The organism is Thalassobius sp. Cn5-15, from assembly GCF_022347685.1.
GTDB lineage: Bacteria > Pseudomonadota > Alphaproteobacteria > Rhodobacterales > Rhodobacteraceae > Thalassobius.
In genome coordinates this window covers 1-25,536 of the sequence record NZ_JAKRGF010000010.1, presented here as the reverse complement: position 1 = coordinate 25,536, position 25,536 = coordinate 1, and the positions used below count along the sequence as shown (strand labels likewise).

Genomic DNA, 25,536 nt, shown 5'->3' with positions numbered 1-25,536 from the left:
CGGAAGGCACAGCCATGAACATTGCACGTTTTTCCATTAACGCTCCGGTCACGACATGGATCGTGATGTTGGTCTGCCTGTTTGGCGGGATCTGGGGCTTCTTTTCTCTTGGGCGTCTCGAAGATCCCGCTTTCACCATTAAAACCGCTGTTGTTGTGACCCATTACCCCGGCGCCAGTGCCGATCAGGTGATGATCGAGGTGACAGAGCCTCTCGAGGCTGCCATTCAGGGCATGGGGCAGGTGGATCGGATCACTTCCTCCAGCCGCCCAGGCGTGTCGCGCATAGATGTCGAGATTCGCGACATCTATGATGGCACCGAATTGCCCGAGGTCTGGGCAGAGCTGCGCAATAAGGTGAATGATGCCCAGCGTCGTCTGCCGCAAGGTGCCAGTGTACCCGTTGTGAACGACACATTCGGCGACGTTTTCGGGGTTTTCTTCGCGGTGACGACCGAAGGTTTCAACGATTCTGAAAAACATGATTTGGCCCGATTCCTGCGCCGCGAAATGCTGGCGGTGGACGGGGTCGCAAATGTTGAATTGATGGGCCTGCCCGAAGAGGCGATTTATGTCGAACCCGACGTGGCGCTGATGGTTAATCAAAACATCTCTCCCGCTGCGATCTTGAACGCACTGGCCACCTCGAATTCTGTCGCGCCGGCAGGTTCGCTGCGTCAGGACGGCAACAAGGTCCGCATTCAGACGCCCGAAGGGTCGGATACCGTTGATGAGATTGCCGCGCTCAGCGTCGGCGTTGGCGGTGAGGTTCTGAACCTTGTCGATCTGGCCAAGGTCAGCCGTGGCCGTAGCGTCGATCCCGGTGTGATCATCCGCCATGATGGGCTCGATGCCTTCACCATCGGTGTGGCGGGTCTGGGAACCGAAAATATCGTCGAGGTGGGCAACCGTGTAGACGCCCGTCTTGCCGAGTTGGAGGCGGAAATTCCTGTCGGTGTAACGCTGCACCCGATCTATCAGCAGCATATCGTTGTGGATGAAGCCTCGACAGCGTTTTTGTGGAACCTTGCCATGTCGGTGGCCATCGTTGTGGTGGTTCTGGGCCTGTTCATGGGACCGCGCGCTGCGATTGTGGTGGGGGCGACGCTGTTGCTGACCGTGGTGGGCACCCTGTTGTTCATGGCGATTTTCAGTATCGAGATGGAACGGATTTCATTGGGTGCGCTGATCATCGCGATGGGGATGCTGGTGGACAATGCCATCGTTGTGGCCGAGGGCATGCAAACTGCGATGCTGCGGGGCAAATCCAGCCGTGATGCGGCGACAGAGGCTACCGCGAAAACGCAGATCCCGCTATTGGGCGCGACGGTGATTGGCATCATGGCCTTTGCCGGCATTGGCCTGAGCCCGGATTCAACGGGTGAATTTATGTTCTCACTCTTTGCGGTGATTGGTATTTCGCTGCTCTTGTCTTGGGTGCTGGCGGTGACGGCGACGCCGCTGTTGGGGCACTACTTCTTCAAGGTGGGGCATGCAGATGGCGGTGACGCATATTCGGGCCCGCTGTTTCAGATGTTTGCCTGGTCGCTGCGTCTGGCGTTGAAACTGCGCTGGCTGGTGGTTGTGGGCCTCCTGGTGGTTACGGCAGGCTGCTACTACGGCTTTGGCCATGTGAAACAGCAGTTCTTCCCCAATTCCAACACGCCTTTGTTCTTTGTGCATTATACCTTGCCGCAGGGCACGGCGATTTCGACGACGTCGGAACAGATGAAGCTGCTCGAAGATTGGTTGCTGAAACGCGAAGAGGTTGAAGATGTCGCCACCTTCGTAGGGCAGGGCGCCACGCGCTTCTTGTTGCCTTATGCGAGCGAGCCAAGCAATCCCGGCTATGGTCATCTGATCATCCGCACGAAGTCAGAGCCGCAGATTGCGGCGTTGCGCGCCGATCTGGATGCCTATGCGAACGAGGTGATGACCGAAGGGGAATTCCGTTCAACCCGTCTGGTCTTCGGCCCCGGCGGTGGTGCCCAGATTGAGGTGCGCCTGTCGGGTAAGGATCATGAGGTGCTGCGCGATCTGGCGGATCAGGTGATCACTGTGATGACCGACGCCACTCCGAACGCCCTGCTGCCGCGCACAGACTGGCGCGAGCAGGAGCTGGTTCTGACGCCGAACTATGTGACGGAACGGGCCCAAACCGCAGGCATCACCCGTGATGATGTGGCCAATATCTTTACCTTTGCCACGGACGGGGCCACCGCAGGGATCTACCGCGAAAGTGACCGCCAGATACCGATCATCGTACGCGCCAACCCTGAGGCTGGGATGAGCGTGATGGATCAGGTGGTGGCAACCCCATCCGGTGTGATCATGCCGGTGGAACAGCTGGTTGATGGCATCACCTATGAGGCACAGGATACGCTGATCCAGCGCCGCAATCGGGTGCCGACAATCACGGTGGGTGTGGATGTGCCTGTGGGCTTCACCGCGGCGCAGGTCTTTGCCGAATTGAAGGATCAGGTGGAGGCGTTGCCATTGCCGTCGGGCTACAAACTGGAGTGGGGCGGTGAGCATGAAAATTCGGCCAACGCCAACGAAAGCCTTGGTCGCCAGCTGCCAATTGCGTTGCTGATTATGGTGCTGATCTCGATCCTGTTGTTCAATGCCCTGCGTCAGCCGCTGATTATTTGGCTGTTGGTGCCAATGTCGGTCAACGGTGTGGCTTTCTGGTTGCTGCTTACGGGCGTGCCGTTTTCGTTCACCGCGCTGCTGGGCCTGTTGTCCCTGTCGGGGATGCTGATCAAAAACGGGATCGTTCTGGTCGAGGAGATTGATCTGGTCCGTGCCGAAGGCGTGGCGCTGGAAACGGCGATTGTGGATGCGTCCGTGTCACGTCTGCGGCCCGTTGCATTGGCAGCGGCGACGACAATTTTGGGAATGATCCCGCTGTTGACCGATCCGTTCTTTGTGTCGATGGCGATCACCATCATGGGCGGTCTGGCCTTTGCGTCTGTTTTGACGCTGGTGGCAGCACCGGTGTTCTACGCCATATTCTTCAAGAAGGACGAACAGCGCCGACTTGCTCAAGAAGGTGTCTCGGCGCCATCTGTCGCCTGATCAGGCCTGTCAGATGAAACAGAACCGGCGCCCTAATAATGTGGGCGCCGTTTCCATGTCTGGTGTGTGCCGTTTAGGTCGCCCTGTGTTTGGACAGGTTGCCGGGGGTGATGCCGTAGGTCTTGCTAAAGGCACGCACGAAGCTGGAGGATTCGCGATACCCTGCACGCCACGCTACGGTGGAAACGCTAAGCGATGTGTTGGTTAGCAATGCATGGGCCACTGCCAGCCGTGTTTTCAGCAGGATGGCGCGGAAATTGGTACCTTCGTCAGCCAGGCGGCGGGTAAGGGTGCGTTCGCTGGTGCCCAGACCCCGCGCCACTTGTGTGAGTGTCGGGGCGTCGCGCAGTTCTGGCAGGATGCTGTGCAACACACGGTTGGACCAGCTGGACTGGCCGCCGTCGTCTTGAAGGTTGGGGGTGTGTTGCAGGCAGGCGGCCAGCGTTTCTGAAGTGTGTTGCGGCAGTGGATGGTCCAACGCTGACGTTGGCATCACAACCGCGTTCATCCGCGTATCCGCCACTACATTTACCCCCAGTTGTTCGTAGAGGCAGCGGGCAAATGCGGCATCATATTCGGTGGTGCGCAGGGTGATGTCATTATCAATAAAACTGGGCAGCAGTGCGGTGGCAAAATTCAGTAGCACGCTCAGGTGACGTTCCAACACAAACTGACGCAGGCTGGCTGGCAGTTTTGACACATCAAAGTTGGCCAGTGATATGCCCTCTACCTCGATCAGCTCCACACGGGCGGTGGGAAAAGAGAGCTGGTAGAAATCAATGGCAGTCAGAAGACTGGCGCGCACGGTCGGACTGGTCAGGATAGCGTAGCCCCAAATCCCCAGCACCTCTGGCCGGATGCGGCGGCCCACCGCGATGCCCATGCCCGACATTGTGGGCGCATGGGCCAACAGATTGCTGATTGCTGTCAGCTCTTGTGCGGTAGAGATTTTGAGGTTCGGGTCATAGAGGTTACGCATCTGCAATCCGGTTCCCTGAAGACACTGTTCAGGGGGGACGCCAAAATCTGGGGCCACTTCGCACAGGATCCTGATGCTGCCCGGCAAGCGGTTTGCGATGGTGACAAGCATGGGTTTTTATATCGTGATTGGCGGAAAATGGCAATTATTGGGGGCGGGCAGGTCGTGTGACTTTGCGGAATGCACGGATTGGGCAAACAGCTGTGGTCGGCCATACGGTCCACGGCCAGTCGCAGGTCTTTCCGTTGTGCGGTGAGCCCGGCAAGGATCAGGCGATGTGGAGCCGCTAAAATAAAGATTTCACATGGTAAACATACCTGAAACCGGTGCGGGAGCAGAAACGCTATGAAAACCTCACCTATGCGGGGCCAGCGGCTGTGCTTTGTGGCGGATAACAAGCGAAAGTGTTCCGCAATGCGGACTTAAAACCCGCATGTTGACGCATTAGTGGTTTCTTCTTACCCATTATGCAACGGCAGTGGGGCCACAGTTCCCAGTGGTACCCCTTTGGGAGGAGTGAGGATGCTAAACGCCTATATCTACGATGGTTTGCGCAGTCCATTCGGGCGCCATGCGGGGGCGCTGGCGACAGTACGCCCTGATGATATGGCGGCAAAAGTGCTGGGGGATCTGCTGGCCCGGTCCGATTTCAATGCAGCTGAGGTGGAGGATGTGATCCTCGGTAACGTATGCCAGTCGGGGGAGGACAGTCGCAATATCGCGCGCTTTGCTTCTCTGCTGGCGGGTCTGCCGATCACCGCAGGGGGGCAGACGGTCAATCGCCTGTGTGGATCGGGGATGTCGGCAGCACTTGATGCGGCGCGATCGGTCACATTGGGCGAAGCGCCGCTTTATGTCGCTGGCGGGGTGGAAAGCATGACACGCGCACCCTTTGTGGTGGCGAAATCCGCCAGCGCCTGGGGCCGTCAGCCGCAGATGTATGACAGCACCATTGGCACCCGTTTCCCGAATCCAGACATTGCGCGCCTTTATGGCGACTATTCGATGCCCGAAACCTCGGACAATCTGGCAGCGGATTATGCCATTGCCCGTGAGGCGGCGGATATGTTCGCACACCGTTCACAACAACGGTTTGAGGCGGCGCGTGCGCGTGGTTTCTTTGAAGCGGAGATAACGCCGATCGATGTACAGGGCCATAAGGGCGCAGTGCATCAGGTGGCGGTGGATGAACATCCCCGTCCCGATGTGGTAGCCGCGAAAATGGCGAGTCTGCGACCACTGTTTGAGGGGGGGTGACAACGGCGGCCAACGCATCCGGCGTGAATGATGGGGCCGCGATGCTGTTGATCGGCGCGCGGACAGATCGCGTCCAACCTCGTGCGCGGATTGTCTCTGGCGCCATTGCTGGTGTTGCGCCCCGGATCATGGGGATCGGTCCCGCCTTTGCGGTGCCGAAGGCGCTGGAGCGTGCGGGGCTGACGCTGGCCGACATGGATGTGATTGAGATTAATGAGGCCTTCGCCGCGCAGGTTCTGGCCTGCTGTGCTGAGCTGGGTCTTGATCCTGATGACAGTCGCCTTAATCCCAACGGCGGCGCGATTGCAGTGGGCCACCCCCTTGGTGCTTCGGGCGCGCGGATCATCCTGACCGCGATGCGTCATCTGGAGGAAATCGGAGGCCGCTACGCCTGCCTGTCGATGTGCATTGGCGTGGGGCAGGGGGTTGCGATGGTGATCGAGCGTGTGAGGGACACGTCGTGATCGGGCAAGAGATGCCTGGCGTGTCAGCGCCGCGCGCAGAGGACACGCGCGACCGGCGTTTTGCCGCCACACTGGCGAAGGGTCTGCGGATCATGCAGGCGTTTAAGCCTAGCGACGACAGCTTGGGAAATCGTGAATTGTCGCGGCGCACTGGGATGCCGCCGTCGACCGTTGCGAGGATGACCTTCACTCTGACCACGATGGGATTTTTGCAGCAACTGCCGTCAGACAGCTACCGTTTGGGACCTGCGGTGATGGCATTGGGCTATACGGCGCGGGCGAACCTGTCGTTCCTGCCTATGGCGGAAAGTATCATGCAGGGTCTGGCCGATGAAGTTGGCGCACTGGTGGCGCTGTGCATGCGCGATGGTGAGGCGGTGATGCTAACCCGCTGCTGGCGGCCGCGCGATGTTTCGTCCCTGTGGTTGAACGAAGGATACCGCCTGCCTCTGGCAACCAGCGCGGCGGGGCGGGCAATGCTGGCGGCAGATGGTGCGGGTGGGGAGGATGATATCGCGATGCTGGAACGGCAGGGCTATCTCACGTCTCTTGGCGGCTGGAACAGCGCGGTGAACGCCTGCGCGGTGGCGTTTCAATCCAGCCCCGGCACCGCGCATCTGTCGTTTTTATGTGGTGCCAATGCCAGCGATCTTGACCCTGGACGGCTGAACCAAAAGGTCGCCCCGCGCCTGCGCGATACGGTTGCGCAGCTACGCCGTGGTTTAGGCCAGATCTAATAGTCACAAGAGTTTTAGGGAGAGAGTTATGACAGCAATCACCACCATCATCGAAAGCCCCATCGCGCTGGTCTGTATCGACAACCCTCCGGTCAATGCCGCAGGGCACGACGTGCGTGATGGGCTGGTTGCTGCGCTGGCGGAACTGGCAGGAAACGACGCGGTGCAGGTCATCGCGCTTTATGCTGCTGGTCGGACCTTTGTCGCCGGCGCGGACATCCGCGAATTTGGCCAACCGCCGAAACCGCCGATGTTGCCAGAGGTCTGCGATCTGCTGGAGGAGAGTGTGAAACCTGTGGTCTGCGTCCTGCACGGCACCACGCTGGGCGGCGGCCTGGAGCTGGCGCTTGGCTGTCATGTGCGGGTGGGCATCACTGGTCTGAAGGTGGGACTGCCAGAGGTGAACCTTGGTCTTTTACCTGGTGCGGGCGGCACGCAGCGCCTGCCGCGACTGGTGGAAGGGGGGACCGCGCTCACCATGATCACCTCGGGCAAGCCGATCAGCGCAGAGGCAGCGCTGGAGGCGGGACTGCTTGATGCGCTGGTGGATATGAAACCGGAAGAAGCCGCGCGTATGGCGGCCGCGCAGGTGTTGGAGGGCACATTGGTGCCGCGCGTTACCGCAGATCAGCCTAATCGTTTGGGCGCGGATGATCTGGACACTTTCCGGGCCAAATCCAAGGGGGAGGTCACCGAACGCGCCCTGCAAGCGGCGGAGGCGAGTTTCCTGCCGATCGCCGAAGGTATGGCCGCCGAACGCGCACTGTTCCTTGCGGCACTGGAAAGTGACGCTCACAAGGGCATGAAACATGCGTTCTTTGCCGAACGCGCCGTCGCCCACATCCCAGAAGCAGGAGCAGAGACCCGCGATCTGACCAGCGCCGGGATTGTCGGTGGCGGCACAATGGGATCCGGTATCGCGACAGCGTTGTTGCTGGCAGGCCTGCCGGTGACGCTCGTGGAAACGGCGGCGGAACGGGTGGCTTTTGCCCGCGACACCATCACCGAAAACCTGAAGGGCGCGGTGAAACGGGGCAAATTGTCCGTAGACGCGTTCGAGGCCACGCTGGGAGCGCTGATCTGCACCACCGACATAGGGGCGCTGGCGGAAGTTGATCTGGTGATTGAGGCAGTGTTTGAAAGCATTGATGTAAAACACCAGATCTTCACCCAGTTGGATCAGATCTGCAAAGCGGGCGCCATTTTGGCGACCAATACCTCTTATCTGGATGTGAACGATATTGCCGCCTGCACCACGCGGCCTGCGGATGTGATTGGGCTACATTTCTTTTCTCCCGCGCATGTCATGCGACTGCTTGAAGTGGTGGTGGGAAAAGACACCGCGCCGGAGGTGGTGGCAACAAGCTTCAAATTGGCGAAACGGCTGCGCAAGGTCGCAGTGAGGGCGGAGGTTTGCGATGGCTTCATTGGCAACCGCATCCTGTCGCATTATCGCCGCTCGACCGAATATATGCAGCTTGATGGGGCACCGTTTGAGCAGATCGATACCGCGCTTGAGGCGTTCGGGTTTGCGATGGGACCCTTCGCCGTGTCGGATTTGGCGGGGCTGGACATCAGCTGGGCCACCCGCAAACGGCAGGCGGCGACACGGCCCGCGGCAGAGCGCTATGTCGATATTGCCGACCGGATCTGCGAACAGGGGTGGTTTGGGCGCAAGACGGGCAAAGGGTTTTACATCTACGACGCAGGGACGCGCCGCGTGAATTCTGAGGTGGCCACATTTGCGGAGGCCGAACGTGCCTCCAAAGGTATCACGGCCCGCCGTTTCAGCGACGAAGAGATCGTTGAGCGCTACATGGCTGCAATGGTGGTCGAAGCCGCCCGTGTGGTGGAGGAGAAGATCGCGCTAAGGCCCATCGACGTCGATGCGGTTTTCCTCTTTGGCTACGGGTTCCCGCGCCATTGGGGCGGGCCGCTGCAATATGCTGATATCACCGGCCTCGCCACCCTTGTGGCGCGGATTGAAACATATGCGCAAGAGGATGCGCATTACTGGCAAGTGCCGGGACTGCTGCATGAATTGGTGTCGTCGGGGCGTAGATTCGCCGATTTGAATAAGGGCTAAGCGCGATGGATTTGCATTTCACCCCCGAGGAAGACGCTTTCCGCGTCTAAGTTAAAGCCTTCTTGGCTATAACCTATCTGTGGATATCGCGTAAAAAGGCCGCATTGGTGTCGAATTGAGTAAGGCGGGTATGGACACGCCGGGTGGCGAACTGCGCCCGATCAAATTGCTGGATGGCGGGTATGAGGTGGATGAGATCTTCTTTACTGACGTGAAGGTGCCTGTTGCCGGTTTGGTGGCCGAAGAGGGTAGGGGTGGGACCATCGCTAAATATCTGCTGAGCCATGCGCGTACCAATATCGTCGGCGTTGGCCTGTCGATGATCGACCATCAATTGGGGGATCGTTTTGCGCAGCTTAATAAGGTGATGGCAGTCTAAGAACAGGACGCCCGGATTGTACGATTAACCTTGTGGCGGATCAATCACCCGATCTGCCGGAATGTCCTGCGGCACGGCTCCGCGCACGGTTTTACGTCCATGGATCATTGCCGCGACCAGATTTTCACCCTTCCACACCCGATAGAACAGAATCGCTGCCAGATGCAGTGCGACCAACGCCAAGACAACCTTGGACAGGGTCACGTGCCAGTTTGATGCCCAGGCGACCCAATCGTCGCTGACGTAATCCGCCAGCGGCCCACGGTTTAAGAAATCATCGGGATCGGTGAACAGTCCTGTCGTGGCCTGCATCGCCAGCGCTGCCAAGAGGGCAAAGACCGACAGCGCGCCAATCGGATTATGTCCTGCCCAATAGCTGGGACGGCGGACGAACATGCTGCGCATATATTGCGCGGTACGGCGCGGTCCATAAAGGAAATCCCAGAACCGCGCGGGCCAGCGTCCAAACAGACCCCAGATCAGTCGGAACACCAGCAGCGCAATCACCGCATAGCCTGCGTAAAAGTGCAGCGTCATGATGCCGGGGCCAAAGCGGCCCAGATACCAGCCTGTGCAAACACTCGTGACCAAGCTCCAGTGGAACAGCCGCAGCGCCGGGTCCCACAGGCGGATCCTGTGCAGGGCGGTGTTCTGTGGGTCGGACGTCTGGCGGGTTTCACGCATCACTCTGGCCCCTGATCAGCTGGTTGCGACTCTAAAAGGTGTCGCACTCTTTTCACCATTCGCCAAGGGCCATCAGAGGAGGGCCAAAAAAGAACCGCATGGGGAGCGAACGGCGCCCGATTTCCAAAAACCGCTGACCCGTTTGAGGGTGCCGCAAAGCGTTGGGCACATAAAGGCCGTAAGGGTTGTCATGATCGTAGCTGAAGGCGCGGCCATCATTTCAAGCGCCTGCCTGATAGATATAGCGGTGGATGGTTTCGGCCTTATCCCAGCTCGTTGCATTTGGCGGCAAAATGGTGCGGATCCTGGCGCCCTGAACGGCCCCGGTTCAAATTGTCTCCAATTCTGCCCAGAACGCATCGGGGATAGGGGTCTTGGCCCAGTCCAGATTTTGCTGCAACTCGGTGACGGTTGCAGGGCCGGGAATAACAGACCTGACCTGCGGGTGGCGCAGAGGATATTGCAGGGCGGCGGCACCTATGGGGACGTTATGACGGGCACAAAACGCCACCAGCGTGCGATGACGGGCTGCAACATCTTCAGGTATAGAGCGGTAATTGTAGGTCTGCCCGCCAACCAACAGGCCAGAGTTGAAGGGCCCGCCGATCACGATATCCGTTTCAACCTTGGCGCAAGCCTCAAACAGCTCCTGTGCGCCGTCCCGTTCAAGCAACGTGTGGCGCCCAGCCAGTAGAAACAGGTCAAACACGCCGTGCTTTAATGCGGCCTGGCACACCTCAACCTCGTTCACGCCCAGCCCGATGGCCCGAATGTCACCTGACCGGCGCAGTTCTTCCATCGCGCGATAGCCACCGCCATCAAAGAACGCGGTAAACTGCGTGGGGGCGGCATTTTTGTGGGTGTGTCGGCCAAGATCATGACAAAGCAGGATGTCGATCCTCGGCAGCCCGAGCCTTTGCAGGCTGTGTTCAAAACTGCGCATGATGCCGTCATAGGTGTAGTCAAACTGCACCCGGAAGGGCATATGGGTTGGCGCGTCCGCATCGGGTGTCAGTAACCGGCCGGCCTTGGTGGATATGACCGCACCATCCAGCCGTCGCAGGGCATCGCCCACCAGTCGTTCCGACAGGCCGCGGCCATAAAAAGGGGCGGTGTCGAAATAGGCAATACCGGCCTTAACGGCCTCTGCAAGAACCTTGCGCGCAGTGATAATGCCTTCAGGGCTGGGATCAAACGCAAGCGTTGCGCACCCCAGACCCAGCTCGGATAGTTCCAGCCCTGACCGGGTTAGTCTGTGGGTAGGTATCATCCCTTTTCGGCCCCTGCATTCAGGCCCGATCGTACGTATTTTTGCGAGACTAGAAAGACCAGAATGATGGGCAATACGACCAGAATTGCGGCCTGAATGGCCTCGGGCTGGCCTATGGGCAGATTGTTGGCGGCGGCTTGCGGGTTTAACGCGCCGGACGAGTTGATCAGGGTTGTCAGTCCCACCGGCAGGTTCTGTTTGTCGTCATCCGAGATCAGCACGAAGGCCAGAAAGTAATTATTCCAGTTATTGACGAAGCTGAAGAACGCCACCAGCGCCAGCAGGGGTTTTGCCAGCGGCAACGCCATATGGACAAAGCACTGAAAGTGGCCGCAGCCATCGATCCGGGCGCTTTCCACAACGCTTTTGGGCAACGACGTGGTGTAGTAGATGTAAGACAGATAAACGCCGAACGGAAAGAAGGACGACGCTAGGATCAGCCCCATATAGGTGTTCGTCAGACCCAGCAGCGACATCTCAAGGAAGATCGGCAGAATGATCGCCTGTGATGGTGTAATCATCGCCACCAGAGTCATGATCAGGATCAATTTCCGGCCCTTGAATTCGGACATCGCCAGCGCGTATCCGGCGGGAATGCAAGAGACCAGCGTCAGCGTCACGCTGCCAACCGTGTAGATGACCGAGTTCATGGCCCAGGTCAGCATCTGGAAGTTGTTGTACCCGGCCAGATTCACGAACGTCTCCTTCATCACCGCAAATGTGCCCAACGCCAACGGCGGGTCTGAGATCAATGAGCTCTCCGAGCGTGTTCCCGCGATGAATAGCCACAACAGGGGCAGACCGTATATTACGATGAAGAAGGCCAGTATCGACCAGATCACGAAAGAACTGAGGCGCAGTTTGTTTTTCGGAAGCAGCGTATTCATGAGGGGCCTAGTCGATTTTGTAAAAGCGCGTGGCGAAGATCAGGGTGAAGGCGATGATCAGCGGCAACACAAGGGAGAGGGTACTGATCGCCGCCGCGACGCCAAAATCGCCAAAGCGGAAGGCGTAGAAATAAGCAAGCTGCGTGACCGACCAGTCGGGCTTGTCAAATTGACCTCCGGCCAGCGACATCAGCTGCGGCTCGACAAATATCTGCATACCGACAGCCAGCGTCATGATCGCCATCAGCGTTATCGTTTTCGAGATCATCGGAATCTTGATGCGCGTGGCCATTTGCCAGGGGTTGGCCCCGTCAATCCGCGCGGCTTCGATAATATCGCGCGACAGACCGGAAAGTGCACCGCCCAGTACCACGATCCAGCCGCCGGAATTGCCCAGAAAGCCCATCAGTGCAAAGATCCAGACCTCGCCCAACCCGCTGATCGTGCTTTGGCGATTGTCCCAGCCCACCGCTTCGAACACGAAACTGAAGGGAGAAACCAGCGGATCCAAAAGGAACAGCCAAAGGACCACAACTGCGGACGAGGCGATGGCGCCGGGCATGAAGTAAATTGACCGGACAATGGCCGCGGGGCGTTCGGACAGTGTGTCCAGCAACAGTGCCAACAAGGTCACACCGATCACCATCATCGAGACCCACACCAGCACGTATTGTGTGACGTTCCAGATTGCCGGCACCAGCCGGTAATCGTTCAGGGCTTCGCGATAATTGGTCAGGCCCCAGAATACATTCTCGAACGTATCAAAAAAGCTGAGCCCGAACGCATAGAGCACGGGAAAGACCGCGAACATGACCATCAACGCGAGATACGGCAAAAGCAGGATGTAAGAGATCAGAGTCTGCCTGCGTGCCGCTTTGCGCTTGCGAACGTCGCGTTCCTGTTTCGTGAGTGATGGCATGGTTCTCAGCCCTTTGTTGGATCTGTGCGCGGGGGCAGTCCCGCGCACAGATGGTTGGTCAGTCGGTGATGACCTTGTAGCCTGCGAGCTGCGCTGCGTTTACGAACTCTTCCTGCAATTGCGGCAGCAGAGATTCAAAGCTTGCACCGCTGGCCAGATCGTTGACGACAGCCTTGGTAAAGCTGGCGCGGGTGTCCAGCCGCAACGACGCATAGCCCGGATGCCCGAATGCGGCCGCATCAACCATGGTGTCGAACGAGCCATCGGTGGCGTAATAGCCCGAGCCATCAAATGCCGTGCCCCATTCAACCGAGGCGGGCTGATAGGCAGGCATCGTCACGGCGGTGCGGTTCACATCCACATCTGTGGTGACGAACTTGAGCAGATCGACAACCGCTTCGGGGTGTTTGGTGTCTTTCCAGCCACCCCAGACGCCACCGCCCCAGCTCCAGACCAGGGGTTCGTCCTGTGCGGCCCATTTCGGGGTCATGGCGACGCCGGTCATGCCATCGGCAAACTCGTAACGGCGCTTGATGATGAATTCGCCAAACCACGTAGGCCCGGGAATCATCAGCAGTTTGTTGGCTTTGGCAAGCTCCAGAAATTCGGGATCAAAGGGGGCCACCCGGGCCAGCGATCCTGTGTCCAGCATCCGGTCCACCAATTGCGCGGCTTCGACACATTGCGGCGAGGTTGCGTTGATTTTCAAGGTTTCGGGGTTGTTTGCCTGCGGCACGGCCAGTTCACAGCCATTGGAATACAGGAAGTTCATCAGCGGGATGTGCATCGCCACAGCACCTGACACGATGCCGGAATCATTGGCAGCCGCCGCGGCCCCGACCTTTTCATATTCTTCCCATGTGGTCGGAACGCTCAGGCCCAGTTCCTCCATCAGAGGGGCATTGTACCACAGCATGAAGTGCGCCACGTCGTTGCGCAGGCAGATCAGCGATCCATTGGCCTTTTCGCAAGGGACCAGCGAGGTCGGATAGAACCCGTCAACAGTTTCCTGATCGACCTTGTCCGACAGTTCCATCAGATAATTCGCACGCCGTGTCGACAGCTGGGCGGCAAAGTTCACATCCTGCATGAAGATCGCGTCAGGAACACCCTCTCCCGAACGTAGGGCAAGCTGCAGCTTGGCGACCATTTCGTTCCGCGCAACGGACACGAACTCGACATCAATGTCATCGCGGGCTTCGTCAAAAGCCTGATAGAAGGGCTCGCGGACAGGGTCGCCCCAGACCAGAAGCTTGACTTTGTCCTGCGCAAATGCGCCCGTGGCGCAAATCGCGGCGGCGCATCCAAACGCCATTGTTTTCAATGTCTTCTTCATCCCAATTCCTCCCTTATGGGCGCGTCAGTTTACGGCTTGGCCGGTGAGCAACGGTTTCCCTGCGTATTGAAGACATCAATCCGGTTAGCAGGCACCGTCAGATTTACTTGCGTATCGGTCTGAATCTTGCGTTTCTGGAATGTCTGTACGGTCAGGTTCTTGTCCAGACCGGCATTGACATAGGCATAGGTGATGTTGCCCAGCCGGTCCGCGATTTCGACTGTGCCGCTTAAGCGTAGCACGGTGTCCTGTGGGGCCCCGGCGTCCGCGATATGCAGTTCTTCAGGGCGGATACCTAGGTCGATCTTGTCGCCTTCGTGCAGCCCGGTCGCGGTTAGGGTGATCCGGGTGTCCTCCAGTCCATCAACCTTGGCCTCAATGGTATCTCCGTCCGTCGACAGAACGGTGGCCGCCAAAAAATTGATTTTTGGTGACCCGATGAAACCCGCTACGAATTTGTTGGTCGGCGCGTTGTACAGATCATCCGGTGTGCCGATTTGCTGAACCTGACCATAATCCAGCGCGACGATGCGATCCGCCAAGGTCATCGCCTCTGTTTGGTCATGGGTCACGTAGATCATGGTGGCGCCGATTTCACGGTGCAGCGTTTCAATTTCAAGTCGCATCTGCGTGCGTAGCGCGGCGTCAAGATTGGACAGCGGCTCGTCGAACAGGAACACTTTGGGTTTGCGCACGATGGCCCGGCCAATGGCCACGCGCTGACGCTGCCCGCCGGACAATTGCGCCGGAGAACGGTCTAGCAACTCATCCAGATGCAGGATGCGTGCGGCTTCCATCACGCGCTCATGCACTTCGGATTTCGGCATTTTGGCAAGGCGCAGGTTGAAGGCGATGTTGCCGTAGACATCCATATGCGGATAAAGCGCATAATTCTGGAACACCATCGCGATCCCGCGATCCGAGGGTTCGTCGTAAGTAACGTCACGGCCCTCAATCTCGATGACGCCGTCGGTGACAGATTCCAGCCCGGCAATCATGCGCAGCAGGGTTGATTTCCCGCTGCCCGAAGGGCCAACGAACACAACGAATTCGCCTGCATCGATTTCAAGATCAACACCATCGAACAGCGCGACGGCGCCGTAAGATTTTTTGATGTTAGACAAAGTAACCTGAGCCATGTTTCAGGTCGCCTCCCGCATTTGGTCACTGTCTGTGAGCCCGGGTGTCCGGGATCATTTTGAACGAGCCTAGATGTTAAAACGGCATCTGGCAATGTTTAAAAATATTTAAAGTCGCATTAGGCATATTGACGAGAGTGTTTAAGTCAGCGATTATTGGTCAATTCCGAAGCCAGATCAGCCGTGGAGTTCTACGGGACGATGAAAATAACGCAAAAGGCGCAAGACCTGGAAAGCTTCGTGCAGGCCATTCTGTGCGAGAAAATCAAGGTTGGCGAAGTGGTCCGTCAGGCCGAACTGTGCGAGATTCTGGGAACGTCGATGTCGCCTCTGCGTGAGTTGCTGGTCCTGCTGGAAGAGCTTGACCTGGTCGAAGTCAAGCCGCGCGCGGGGTTCAGGATCATCTATCCTGATCTCGATTTCATGCGCGAAAACATGCAGTTTCGGGTGATGATCGAAAATCATGCAGTTGCCTTTTTTCTGGATGTTGTAACCGACGATTGGATCGAAGATCAGATCGTGCGCCACAAAGAGGCATTACGCGGTCTTGAGACCACCGAAGACCTGACAAAACACAACGCTTTCATTCTGGACTTTGACCGTGACTTTCACCGGACGATTGTCGCGTCGATGAAGAATAAAGCGATCGCCAAGGCGCATGAATATACCCAAACCAAACTGCGCATCGCGCGACAGGTGCATCGCCGGGTGCCGCCAAGAAAGACGAATGTGATAGCCATGCAGGACCATCTGACCATTCTGGATGCGTTGCGGACGCGGGATCTGGAGGCAGTACAAAAGGCGCTGGACGCTCATTTTACCACTTCGGCCCGCAATACCTTGGTCGGCTATTAGGACAGCAATATGGCTTATGCTGAAACAGACCCCATCGTGATTGATCGCGTGCAGTGCTTTGCCGTGTCGGCCCGCCCGCCGGTTGGGCCCGAATCCTCGTTGGGAACGATGCCTGTGCGTAACGGGCTGCTGATTGAACTTACCACGCAGGATGGTGTCACAGGTTGGGGCGAGATTTGGTGCAATTTTCCGCCACGCGGCAATATTGCAAGGCAAAACCTGATGCAGGACGTTATTGCGCCCTGGCTGATTGGCACCCGGTTTGCCAGCTATTCTGAATGCCGTCTGGCGCTGGAAAACGATCTGGCGCGGATGATGATTCACACTGGCGAGTTTGGACCTTTCGCGCATTGTCTAGCGGGGATTGACACCGCGATGGCCGATATCGCCGCCCGTCAGCAGGGCGTACCATTGTGCCAGTTTCTAAGCGGCAAGGCCCCTCGGACCGTTCCGGTTTACGCCAGCACCCCCAATCTGTCGCAGATGGAGGACTCGGTGGGCGAGATTATCGATATGGGGCATACTGGTGTGAAGCTCAAGATTGGTCACGGGCTGGGACGGGATCACGAGATTCTGAGCGGCGTGGCTGCGGCGGCCAAAGGTCGTCTAAAGATCATGGTGGATGCAAATCAGAATTGGACCGTGTCCGAAGCCATTGAGGCCGTTTCCGCGCTGTCGGATGTGAACTTGGGATTTGTCGAAGAACCGTTGCGGGCCGATGCTCCGCTTAACGACTGGGCAGAACTGGCGCAGGCGGTGGACGTGCCGCTTGCGGGAGGCGAAAACATTACGTCTTTCCAGCAGTTTCAGGACTTCATAAGTCAAGGCAAGCTGCGTGTGGTGCAGCCTGACGTTGCAAAATGGGGCGGCGTAAGTGGCACATATGCGGTGGGTCAACACGCGGCGACGGCAGGCGCAACCTGCACGATGCATTACATGGGCACTGGGCTTGGCCTTGCGGCCTCATTCCATGTTCTGGCCGCGATTGGCGGGCAGGGGCTGGTCGAGCTGGATGCCAACCCCAACCCTCTGCGGACGGATTTGGGTGAGATTGACCTTACCTTATCTGATGGTCGGGTTGACGTTCCACGCGGCCCCGGCATCGGGTTCAGCCCGGACCTTGCGGCGCTGCGGGCCATGGCCGTGGGCAGTTTCGATCTGTCGAACTGACCGGGGGCGGGATGCTGGACAGTCATGTTCACTTCTGGCGGTTGGCACGAGGCGACTACAGTTGGCTGAGCAATGCGCGGCCGGCACTGTATCGCGACTACATGCCCGACGATTTCAAAACGGTCATCGCAGATACGCCGGTGACAGGGTGTATCGTGGTACAGGCCGCACCAACCATGGCTGAAACCTTATTCCTGCTGGCGCTCGCGGATCAGCACCCTTGGATATTCGGCGTCACCGGATGGGCCGATCTGACCGCAAAGAATGTGGATCAGGCCCTGAGCAGGCTGGGACAGAGATCCAAACTGAAAGCCATCCGCCCCATGGCCGGAGCCGCGCGCGGCCCAGAATGGCTGGACACGCCAGACTATGCAGCAGGATTCGCGGCACTTGAGCGTGCAGATCTGGCGTTCGAAGCGCTTGCGCTTCCGCATCATCTGGAGGCTGTAGCGACAATAGCGCGAACTTATCCCTCGCTGCGGATTGTTATCAATCACGCGGCCAAACCGGCCCCGCAAGATGTGCCGGACTGGACGGAAAACTTTGCACAGTTCGCGGGCCTTACAAACGTTTGCTGCAAACTGTCTGGTTTTACGCAGCAAAGCACGGCCCCGGATCACCATCGCCGGGTATTCAACGTGTTGATGCGCGTATTTGGACCAAAACGGCTGATGTGGGGCAGTGATCATCCGGTCCTGCTGGAGACATCGGACTACACTGGGTGGCTGGAGGCAACCGACACAATGCTGGCTGACCTCTCAGCAGACGACCGGGACCAGATCACGTGGCGCACTGCGTCAGAATTTTACGGTTAAGCGGTGCGCTCACTTACGGGGCAGCAGATAGTTCTGCTCTTCCCGCAAGTCCCAGCGACACAGATCAGCGGGATTTGTCTTTTCTGCCCAAGCCTTCAACAACAGCTTGTCAGCCTTGCGTCGCTCGATTTTGCGACCGATATCTTCGGGGTTCCAATCCTCCAGAACCAGCGCCCGCAGTTGCGCGGCAGTGTCGGCATGGTCGGGATTGCGGGCAAGGTCGCGCTGTTCCAGTGGGTCGTCTTCCAAGTCGAACAGCTGATCGGGGTAACCCTGATAGTAAATGTATTTGAAACGCCCTTGAATCACCGCGCGTTGCTGCACCGCCTGTCCTTCGGCCCAGGCTGGGATGTCATCGGTACAATACTCTACAAAAATGGGCCGGTCAGCCTCGGCGTTCTTATCTGTTATGAGATCATCGAAACTGGTCATTGTGGCGTTTGGCAGGGTCGGCGCGCCGACCAGTGACAGGATCGTATTGCCCAAAGCACCCGTTTCAACCGGCTGCGTGCAATGCTGTCCCGGTCCGATGTGGCCGGGCCAGCGCATAATCAGTGGCACCCGAATCGCGTCCTCATAGAAGGTGTGTTTCCAGAACAGCCCGCGTTCGCCGATGTGATCCCCGTGATCCGAGACATACACCACCAGCGTATTCTCGGCGCATCCGATCTGGTCCAGCGTTGCCAGTAACTCTCCGATATGACGATCCAGTTGCCGCACCAACGCGTAATAGCCGCAGCGAACGCGATGAACCTCCTCCGACGAGACCTCATCCACATGTTTCAATTGCCGCCACTGCCGGATCCAGGGATGTTCATCATTGGGCGGATGCGGAATATGTGGTGCCGGCACCCGGTCTTCGACCGCCGCAAAATCCTGTTCACTGGCAACATAGGGCGGGTGGGGCAACATGAAGCTGGCGGTCAGGCAGAAGGGTTCGGCATCTTCGCGGGCGGCGTGATCTTTCAGGAACGAGATGCAGGCCGCCAGAACCTCTTCATCCATGACCTGATACGAGCTTTGACCTGGTCCTGACCTTTCAATGCTCTCGCGGAACGGGCCACTTGTCTTGCTCAGCGCGCCCAGACTGCGGCGCGCCACGCCAGGCCAGTTTGGACTATGGTCCCCGATCGGCCGTGCAACATAGCCGCGCAACTGATCCGGGCCCAGCGAGTGCATACGCCCGATCAGAACCGGGTTGTATCCAGCCGCTCCCAGCCCATGCAGCCAGGTCGGATGCGCGCTGTCGAGAATGTCGTCGTTGGTCCAGCAGGACTGCTCGTGCGGCCGCAACCCGGTCAGCATGGACATGCGCGCGGGTAGGCAGACGGGCGAGGGGCAATAGGCCCGGTCGAAGCGCACGCCGCTTGCGGCAAGATGGTCAAGGTTCGGCGTATCCGCCGCCAGATCGCCTGCGCAACCCATTACACGCGCGGCGTGCTGGTCGCTGAAAATATACAAGATGTTCGGGCGGTTCTGGGATGCGTCTGACATGGCGCTATCATGTCATGTTACAGCGGGGTTGCCTACTTGAGAAATTGCAATGCGAGCTCAAAATCAAGGCGCTTAGATGTGTAAAGGGAGCTGTTGCATTAATTTCCTGACGCAGCATTGGTGAGATCATTTCCTATGCGGTTTGGGCTTACCACCGCTTTGCCCTGAACACCGCGGATGTGGAGGATCTTCTGGCAGAACGTGGCGTCATCGCCAGCCGCGAAACCACCCGCTTTTGGGTCAACCGGTTTGGTGCGCATTTTGCCGCTTGTATCCACTGCGGACGACCGTGCCCGAACGACAAGTGGCACATGAATGAGGTTGTGATCCCGATCAATGGCGTGACGCACTGGCTATGATGACACACTCGACATTCTGGCTCAGACGCGCGGCACGCGAAGACCGCCACAGGCCGACGCGGTGGCTAGAGAACATCATGGGGCGCTTCAAGTCGACTGGCAGGCGCAGTGATTTCTTGCCGCCCATGACCAGATCAGTGCCATCTTGAAACCCCGCCGCTATCGCCTCTCCGCCAACTCCTATCGTCATGCAAGGGCAGATGCGTTCAGCCTCTGGACCGACTATACTCGCGAGATGACTGCATGACGGACTTGGCGCAGGCTGCACTCGGACAGGTGAAAATAACTTGCCAATCTCTGTTTGAAAGGTTTCTTGCGGATCACGTTAGGCTTTTTTAGCCCCGACATCTGCGAAGTGACCGGTTAATGCAATACTGCCCAAGCATCGGGATTTCTTCGCTGGCGGGAAGTTAACGTGACAACACCAGCTTATCACTCATTTCTGCAAACCACCTCTATTACGCAATTCCACACAGAAATACTCTTGAAGGTTGATTTAGAAATGTAAAGAATGCGCTAATGATTAATCAATGGAGCTATTGTGACCAGTTCTGCCTCTGCCAATTCCAGCCCCGAGGCGCCCCCCGAGACCACCCCTGAAATTGATCCCGAAGTTGTTAAAAAGATCGCCATGCTGCGCGCCCAGGTGCGCGAAAGCTTTGGCAAGGTGGTGATGGCGATGATGGCCCTGCCGCGCTATCGTCATCAGACATTGGCCGATCTGCAGCACCTTGTGCTGGATCCGCTGATTCGTGACCGGCTGGCGATTGCTTATCCCGCGGACAAGGAACGCGGCGATCTAGCAGACATCACCGGGCTGGCGATCTGGGCCAGCGTGTCCAAAGAGGCCGATGCCAAAATCCGCGAACAGATCCGCAACGGTGTCTGGCCCCTGCGCCTGCACCCGATCATCGGTCGTCTGGTGGACAAAGAGACGCTGGAGAAAATGGGCGCGTCGCAGACGCCAACGAAGGAGACCACATAATGCCGTGGATAATGGACACAATTGCCGGTGCTGTGGCCCATGACATTTCAGGGCGGATTGTCACCGATCTGCCGTGGGAACGCCAACCTGGTTACTTCAAAGCTCCATCAAAGGAAGATCTGCCGCTGGACATTCAGTTGAGTGATGCACCGAAGATCTTGCCGGAATTCTGTTCATTGGCCGATGGAAATCATTTTGTCGGGGATAAAGCGCGTGGCGTTTTAGAAGAATTTTGCCCGGGCATGCTCTCGTTTCACGCGGTGCGGCTCGGGATGCCAAATAAGAAGCTTTACAAGAATAAGGTTTATCTTTTGACGATGGGGGATGCCTGCCTTGTCGAAGATGGGATCGTGCTGGAAGGGTCGGATATCATTTTGAAACGGCCCCGTATTCCGCTGGCGGATGGTGGATCTGTAGAGGGCCCGCCCATGCTCGGGGTCATGAAACGACCTCCCCGGCTTTATTGGTCTCGCGTTGCAGTTGGGGAACGGCATCTCTGGGCAGACAGCAAACTCCAGCAGATAGTTGTTGCATCTGATGCGCTTCATGAAGCGTTCAAAGCCCGTGGGGTGACAGGGTATCAGGCTCAAGAATGTCGGTTCGTTCAAGAACACTGAATTTTAGCTCAGATTTTTATTAAGCGTTTTGGAGATTGTTATGCCGGGTTCGTTTCCTACCACTGATGAAGGTTGGCGTGTAATTCCAGGAAGTGTGAGAGATGCACTCCTGAAAAACCTGGGGAATCTTCCAGCCGGCCTGCCAGCAGATTTCAATCTGCATCATGCAATGCCAGTTAAGCCAATTGCAGATTCAGGCCTCATAAGAGAGATTTATCGTGACGATCCCGAGCGAATTCTGAGTATTCTGAATAGCGAATTAGACCTGACATTTGCATCGTCCTTTGCTTCCAAAATTACCAAGCAAAGCGTCTACAAATCTAGGGGCACCTCAGACCTCGCCGCAAGTTATGGCGAAGGCTATGCCCTGACCCGCCTGACCCTGCAAATTACTGATGATCCGCTCACCCAAGGTGAGGTGGAGAAGGTGTTGGGGTGGTTGAGAGGCTATGAAGAATGGCTTCGCGTTGTGTTTTCAGATGGGCGAGATCTGGATGGATTAGGTGAAGTCGGGAAGAAAGTCGGTGCTGAACCGTTCTCTACGTTCCTCTGCCCGCAGGGGCAGAAACCAACAGCTTCTACGCCCTGTCCTATGACATCACAGGCGACACTGCCCCTGCCGCGCTATCGTCATCAGACATTGGCTGATCTGCAGCATCTGGTGCTGGGCCCGCTGATTCGCGACCGGTTGGCGATTGCTTACCCGGTGGACAAGGAACGCGGCGATCTGGCTGACATCACCGGGCTGGCGATCTGGGCCAGCGTGTCCGAAGAGGTGGACGCCAAGATCCGCAACGGCGTCTGGCCCCTGCGCCTGAAAGCCGAGGATTGGACCAGCGGCGAGATCAGCTGGCTGATCGACGTGATCGCGCCCGATCGCAAAACCACCGCTAGCGTGCTGGGCAACTTCAAACAGGTGGTCAAAACCGGCGATCTGCGCCTGCACCCGATCATCGGCCGTCTGGTGGACAAAGAGACGCTGGAGAAAATGGGGGCGTCGCAGAAGTGACTAGACGATTGAAGGCGTTGTTTTCGGTGGTTTGTATCTTAGCCCTGACACTAACGGGAGTTCTTTATTCCAAGAATTGGATTTACCCACGCTGCCAAGCCACGGGCACAGTTCTGTCGGAAGAGGAACTGCTACAAAACTTTTTGGATGACGTTCTCAAAGGTAATAGCCCTGCTCCGGAGTATTTGTCTTTGTTGGAGCAAAGTGGTGACGGAAAGCTGGAGCCATTTGCTTCGGGAGAAGAATATCTAAGATTGGCAGAAAATTGCTGCCAGTTGGGGCGCAAAGAGTACGACTTATATGCAGCAACCATTCACATACAAAAACACGATCCGGCTTGGTATATGCGCTCAAGTGTTCGAGGCCTGATAACTTGGGAGCCCGCTATGAAATCGATGGGCGAGAATGACCGACCATTAGTGGTATATGGGAAAAGAGCGGGCCGTGTTGTTTATTCTGAAGACTGGATTGATCACTGCGGCAGGTGGCTGCCCGTCCCAATTTCATTTGTAGTTGGTTAAAAAAGAGAAATATTATGCCCGATAATAATTACACCCAAGAGATCGTATATCGGTATCTTTTTGATCGTCAGACTTTGCAATCTGAATTGCTCGACAATGGTTTGATACGCGGTGAGAGTGTAACGCATGCGAGCAGCACAGTTCAGGTTTCTAACAGCTGGTACATGGGGCCTCAGGGGCCTGGCAGATTTGCACTATGACCTGCCCCCCGAAACTTCCCTCGTTCTGATGTAGAGTTTGCTCAACCTATTGAAGGAGCAAACGAATGCGAAAGAGCCGTTTCACGGAAGCCCAAATCATTGGGATGATCAAAGAGCAGGAAGCCGGGGTGCCGACAGCTGGGGTGTGCCGGAAGCACGGCCTCAGTCAGGGCACGTTCTACAAATACAAGTCGAAGTTTGGCGGCATGGAGGTGTCCGATGTCGCGAAGCTGAAGGCGATGGAGGACGAGAACGCTAGGCTCAAGCGCTTGCTGGCTGATACGATGCTGGAGAAGATGGGCGCGTCGCAGGCGACCGCACCCGTTGGTCGCGATACTGTTGCGGGCGATTGACGCCGCACCCGCGGAGCGCAAAATGGTCCTCTAACAAAACTTGAAATGGAGCCCCTATGGTATTCGCAGTTTATGAACCAAGCAATTTTGGCATCGTCTTTCCCGAAGGTGATTACGTCGGGTTTTATGAAACTTTGCAGGCTTATTATGACAACGAAATGAGCGATGCTGACAAGCAGATGATGGAGAGCCCAGATCGCTTCACCGCATATGAATTTGTCAAGAAGTTTACTGAGGATCTAGGACCATTGAAAGATGTGGAATGCCCAAAGGTATTCCGGCTGAAGAAAACCCCAAAAAAAATTGGCGCAATGATACAGATCCAAAGCGGTCTTCCCTTGGTGTCCGAAGCACTTAAAAACATTATCGAGACCCTTGAACCTGGCATTCATCAGTTTTGGCCTGTCTCAATCAATTTACCGCGCAACAAGACATTGCCTGAGCAATATTACGGACTGCGCATCGCGACGTTTCTTGACAGTTTCCGACCAGAGCAGAGTGAGGAAGAGTCTTGGCGACCACTAGGTAAGTTGTTCACCAGCTATGACTCGCGGGCCAAAGCGAAAGGGCTTGCATTTTCAAAAGATGTGCTTGCCGGAAAGCACCTGTGGCGTGAGGTTAGGCTGTTCAAACCGACAATGTGCATGTCAGATGAGCTTCAGCAAGCGGCGGCAGAGCAAGAGCTGTATCTACCTAAACACTATCCGGTAACAGTGGTTTAGAGATCTACGCCGCATTAAGAGAAGCGATTTTCCCTGCCTTAATGCGCGGCCATTCAATTCTAAAGCTGAATTCAAAATGTTCAAGTAATACCAGTAAAAGAGATTTCTCATGTCTGATTTTATTCAAGGTGATCTGCCCCCCGAAACTTCCCTCGTTCTGATGCAGAGTTTGCTCAACCTATTGAAGGAGCAAACGAATGCGAAAGAGCCGTTTCACGGAAGCCCAAATCATTGGGATGATCAAAGAGCAGGAAGCCGGGGTGCCGACAGCTGAGGTGTGCCGGAAGCACGGCCTCAGTCAGGGCACGTTCTACAAATACAAGTCGAAGTTTGGCGGCATGGAGGTGTCCGATGTCGCGAAGCTGAAGGCGATGGAGGACGAGAACGTCAGGCTCAAGCGCTTGCTGGCTGATACGATGCTGGAGAAAATGGGTGCGTCGCAGATGGCGACCACCGGCGCGAACGCAAAGGTTAACTAAGCATCCCCGACAATAGATTTTGGGTGGTTTCAGGACTTAAGGAGAACGCAGATGACATGGGGTGTGATTGAGCCGAATGGTTTTGGGGGGTACTTTCCTCAAGGCGAGCATGTCGCGTGGAAAGACACGATTGAAGACTACTACAACACTCAGATGACGAATGCTGAGAAGAAAGACCTCGGAATGGAAACAGGGGTCAATTTTTTCAAGTTTTCTGAAAAATTCACCAAAGACCTAGGTCCATTGGAGGAATACGCACAGCCCCGAACACTAGAAACTTCCAAAACCCATAAAGAACTGGCTTCTTTGATCTTGATGAAAAACCGCCTTATCGCTGTTGACGAAACGCTGAAAGGGATCATCGAAGAGCTGGAACCGGGTGTGCATCAGTTTTGGCCGATTGAAATCACCATGCCAAAAGACACATCTTATCCAGTGCAGTATTACGGGATGGTGATCCATAATCACCTGAACAGTTTCCGGCTGGAAGACTGCGATCCGGGTCTCGCGGTTGATGACAGTATTGGCGACTATATCGACTATGTGGTCAAAGCCCGATCACGGTCCGACTTTAAAGGGCTGGCAATGTCCCGTGAGGAAATCGGCAACTGCCATATCTGGCGCGAGAAATATCTGCGTGACCTGTGGATTTTCTTTTCAGATGAACTTGCTGCGCGGATCAAAGCGTCGGGGCTGAAAATGCCGAAGCACTATCCGATGAAAGATGTATGAGGGGGAAGCCC

23 protein-coding genes and 3 pseudogenes are annotated in these 25,536 nt (G+C 56.8%); 18 read left to right on the top strand and 8 right to left on the bottom strand.

Features of this window, described 5'->3' with window-relative positions; translation table 11 throughout:
• Window positions 1–14: 14 nt before the first annotated feature.
• Window positions 15–3,077, top strand: coding sequence for an efflux RND transporter permease subunit (locus MHM86_RS15980; RefSeq protein ID WP_239201317.1), 3,063 nt, complete (start codon window positions 15–17; stop codon window positions 3,075–3,077).
• A gap of 73 nt (window positions 3,078–3,150) precedes the next feature.
• Here MHM86_RS15980 and MHM86_RS15975 read toward each other — a convergent pair whose 3' ends face one another.
• On the bottom strand, window positions 3,151–4,167 hold the full coding sequence (locus tag MHM86_RS15975) for an AraC family transcriptional regulator (protein ID WP_255723270.1): 1,017 nt from the start codon (window positions 4,165–4,167) through the stop codon (window positions 3,151–3,153).
• A gap of 411 nt (window positions 4,168–4,578) precedes the next feature.
• Here MHM86_RS15975 and MHM86_RS17185 point away from each other — a divergent pair, with 411 nt between their 5' ends.
• From MHM86_RS17185 to MHM86_RS15955, 5 genes are all read left to right on the top strand, one after another.
• Complete coding sequence (locus MHM86_RS17185) at window positions 4,579–5,313, top strand: hypothetical protein (protein WP_370644201.1); 735 nt, start codon at window positions 4,579–4,581, stop codon at window positions 5,311–5,313.
• A gap of 41 nt (window positions 5,314–5,354) precedes the next feature.
• A complete protein-coding gene (locus MHM86_RS17180) occupies window positions 5,355–5,777 on the top strand; it encodes a hypothetical protein (protein WP_370644200.1) in 423 nt (140 codons plus the stop codon).
• Between the two features lie 20 nt (window positions 5,778–5,797).
• A complete protein-coding gene (locus tag MHM86_RS15965; protein WP_239201313.1) occupies window positions 5,798–6,514 on the top strand; it encodes a helix-turn-helix domain-containing protein in 717 nt (238 codons plus the stop codon).
• A gap of 28 nt (window positions 6,515–6,542) precedes the next feature.
• On the top strand, window positions 6,543–8,600 hold the full coding sequence (locus tag MHM86_RS15960) for a 3-hydroxyacyl-CoA dehydrogenase NAD-binding domain-containing protein (protein WP_239201311.1): 2,058 nt from the start codon (window positions 6,543–6,545) through the stop codon (window positions 8,598–8,600).
• A 130-nt stretch (window positions 8,601–8,730) separates the two neighbouring features.
• The gene (locus MHM86_RS15955) at window positions 8,731–8,979 is read left to right on the top strand and encodes a hypothetical protein (RefSeq protein WP_370644199.1); all 249 of its coding nucleotides are present in this window, start codon (window positions 8,731–8,733) and stop codon (window positions 8,977–8,979) included.
• Window positions 8,980–9,003: 24 nt separating this feature from the next.
• On the opposite strand, the gene MHM86_RS15950 is transcribed toward MHM86_RS15955, so the two are convergent.
• The 6 genes from MHM86_RS15950 to MHM86_RS15925 form a co-directional block, all read right to left on the bottom strand.
• The gene (locus tag MHM86_RS15950) at window positions 9,004–9,663 is read right to left on the bottom strand and encodes a cytochrome b/b6 domain-containing protein (RefSeq protein WP_239201307.1); all 660 of its coding nucleotides are present in this window, start codon (window positions 9,661–9,663) and stop codon (window positions 9,004–9,006) included.
• Window positions 9,664–9,991: 328 nt separating this feature from the next.
• Entirely contained in the window at window positions 9,992–10,933 is a 942-nt protein-coding gene (locus MHM86_RS15945; protein ID WP_239201306.1) for an aldo/keto reductase, read from the bottom strand.
• Complete coding sequence (locus tag MHM86_RS15940) at window positions 10,930–11,820, bottom strand: carbohydrate ABC transporter permease (RefSeq protein ID WP_239201305.1); 891 nt, start codon at window positions 11,818–11,820, stop codon at window positions 10,930–10,932. Before MHM86_RS15940 ends, MHM86_RS15945 begins: the two co-directional genes overlap by 4 nt.
• A gap of 7 nt (window positions 11,821–11,827) precedes the next feature.
• On the bottom strand, window positions 11,828–12,739 hold the full coding sequence (locus MHM86_RS15935; protein WP_239201303.1) for a carbohydrate ABC transporter permease: 912 nt from the start codon (window positions 12,737–12,739) through the stop codon (window positions 11,828–11,830).
• A gap of 58 nt (window positions 12,740–12,797) precedes the next feature.
• Window positions 12,798–14,075 carry an ABC transporter substrate-binding protein gene (locus MHM86_RS15930; RefSeq protein WP_239201301.1) on the bottom strand — a complete coding sequence of 426 codons (1,278 nt, stop codon included), beginning with the start codon at window positions 14,073–14,075 and terminating at the stop codon, window positions 12,798–12,800.
• A gap of 29 nt (window positions 14,076–14,104) precedes the next feature.
• On the bottom strand, window positions 14,105–15,214 hold the full coding sequence (locus tag MHM86_RS15925) for an ABC transporter ATP-binding protein (protein WP_239201299.1): 1,110 nt from the start codon (window positions 15,212–15,214) through the stop codon (window positions 14,105–14,107).
• A 201-nt stretch (window positions 15,215–15,415) separates the two neighbouring features.
• Between MHM86_RS15925 and MHM86_RS15920 the strand changes: the two genes are divergently transcribed.
• Genes MHM86_RS15920 through MHM86_RS15910 form a run of 3 tightly spaced genes read left to right on the top strand, consistent with a single transcriptional unit; the run spans window position 15,416 to window position 18,054 of the window.
• A complete protein-coding gene (locus MHM86_RS15920) occupies window positions 15,416–16,069 on the top strand; it encodes a GntR family transcriptional regulator (RefSeq protein WP_239201297.1) in 654 nt (217 codons plus the stop codon).
• Between the two features lie 9 nt (window positions 16,070–16,078).
• Complete coding sequence (locus MHM86_RS15915; RefSeq protein WP_239201296.1) at window positions 16,079–17,239, top strand: mandelate racemase/muconate lactonizing enzyme family protein; 1,161 nt, start codon at window positions 16,079–16,081, stop codon at window positions 17,237–17,239.
• Between the two features lie 11 nt (window positions 17,240–17,250).
• The gene (locus MHM86_RS15910) at window positions 17,251–18,054 is read left to right on the top strand and encodes an amidohydrolase (protein WP_239201295.1); all 804 of its coding nucleotides are present in this window, start codon (window positions 17,251–17,253) and stop codon (window positions 18,052–18,054) included.
• A 9-nt stretch (window positions 18,055–18,063) separates the two neighbouring features.
• On the opposite strand, the gene MHM86_RS15905 is transcribed toward MHM86_RS15910, so the two are convergent.
• Window positions 18,064–19,548, bottom strand: a complete 1,485-nt coding sequence (locus tag MHM86_RS15905) for a sulfatase-like hydrolase/transferase (protein ID WP_239201292.1) — start codon at window positions 19,546–19,548, stop codon at window positions 18,064–18,066.
• 116 nt (window positions 19,549–19,664) lie between these two features.
• On the opposite strand from MHM86_RS15905, the pseudogene MHM86_RS15900 reads away from it, so the two are divergent.
• From MHM86_RS15900 to MHM86_RS15860, 9 genes and pseudogenes are all read left to right on the top strand, one after another.
• Window positions 19,665–20,154, top strand: a pseudogene (locus MHM86_RS15900) (IS6 family transposase).
• A 294-nt stretch (window positions 20,155–20,448) separates the two neighbouring features.
• Entirely contained in the window at window positions 20,449–20,892 is a 444-nt protein-coding gene (locus MHM86_RS15895; RefSeq protein ID WP_239201291.1) for a toxin-activating lysine-acyltransferase RzcC, read from the top strand.
• An 11-nt stretch (window positions 20,893–20,903) separates the two neighbouring features.
• A complete protein-coding gene (locus MHM86_RS15890; protein ID WP_239201289.1) occupies window positions 20,904–21,509 on the top strand; it encodes an imm11 family protein in 606 nt (201 codons plus the stop codon).
• Window positions 21,510–21,678: 169 nt separating this feature from the next.
• Window positions 21,679–22,518: a toxin-activating lysine-acyltransferase gene (locus tag MHM86_RS15885; RefSeq protein WP_239201287.1), complete on the top strand. Its 840-nt coding sequence runs from the start codon at window positions 21,679–21,681 to the stop codon at window positions 22,516–22,518.
• Between the two features lie 8 nt (window positions 22,519–22,526).
• The gene (locus tag MHM86_RS15880; protein WP_239201285.1) at window positions 22,527–23,039 is read left to right on the top strand and encodes a hypothetical protein; all 513 of its coding nucleotides are present in this window, start codon (window positions 22,527–22,529) and stop codon (window positions 23,037–23,039) included.
• Window positions 23,040–23,304: 265 nt separating this feature from the next.
• Window positions 23,305–23,538, top strand: a pseudogene (locus MHM86_RS15875) (transposase); the annotation flags it as partial.
• A 110-nt stretch (window positions 23,539–23,648) separates the two neighbouring features.
• Window positions 23,649–24,314, top strand: a complete 666-nt coding sequence (locus MHM86_RS15870; RefSeq protein ID WP_239201284.1) for an imm11 family protein — start codon at window positions 23,649–23,651, stop codon at window positions 24,312–24,314.
• Between the two features lie 197 nt (window positions 24,315–24,511).
• Window positions 24,512–24,745 (top strand): annotated as a pseudogene (locus MHM86_RS15865) (transposase); the annotation flags it as partial.
• A gap of 99 nt (window positions 24,746–24,844) precedes the next feature.
• Entirely contained in the window at window positions 24,845–25,525 is a 681-nt protein-coding gene (locus tag MHM86_RS15860) for an imm11 family protein (protein ID WP_239201283.1), read from the top strand.
• Window positions 25,526–25,536 lie beyond the last annotated feature (11 nt).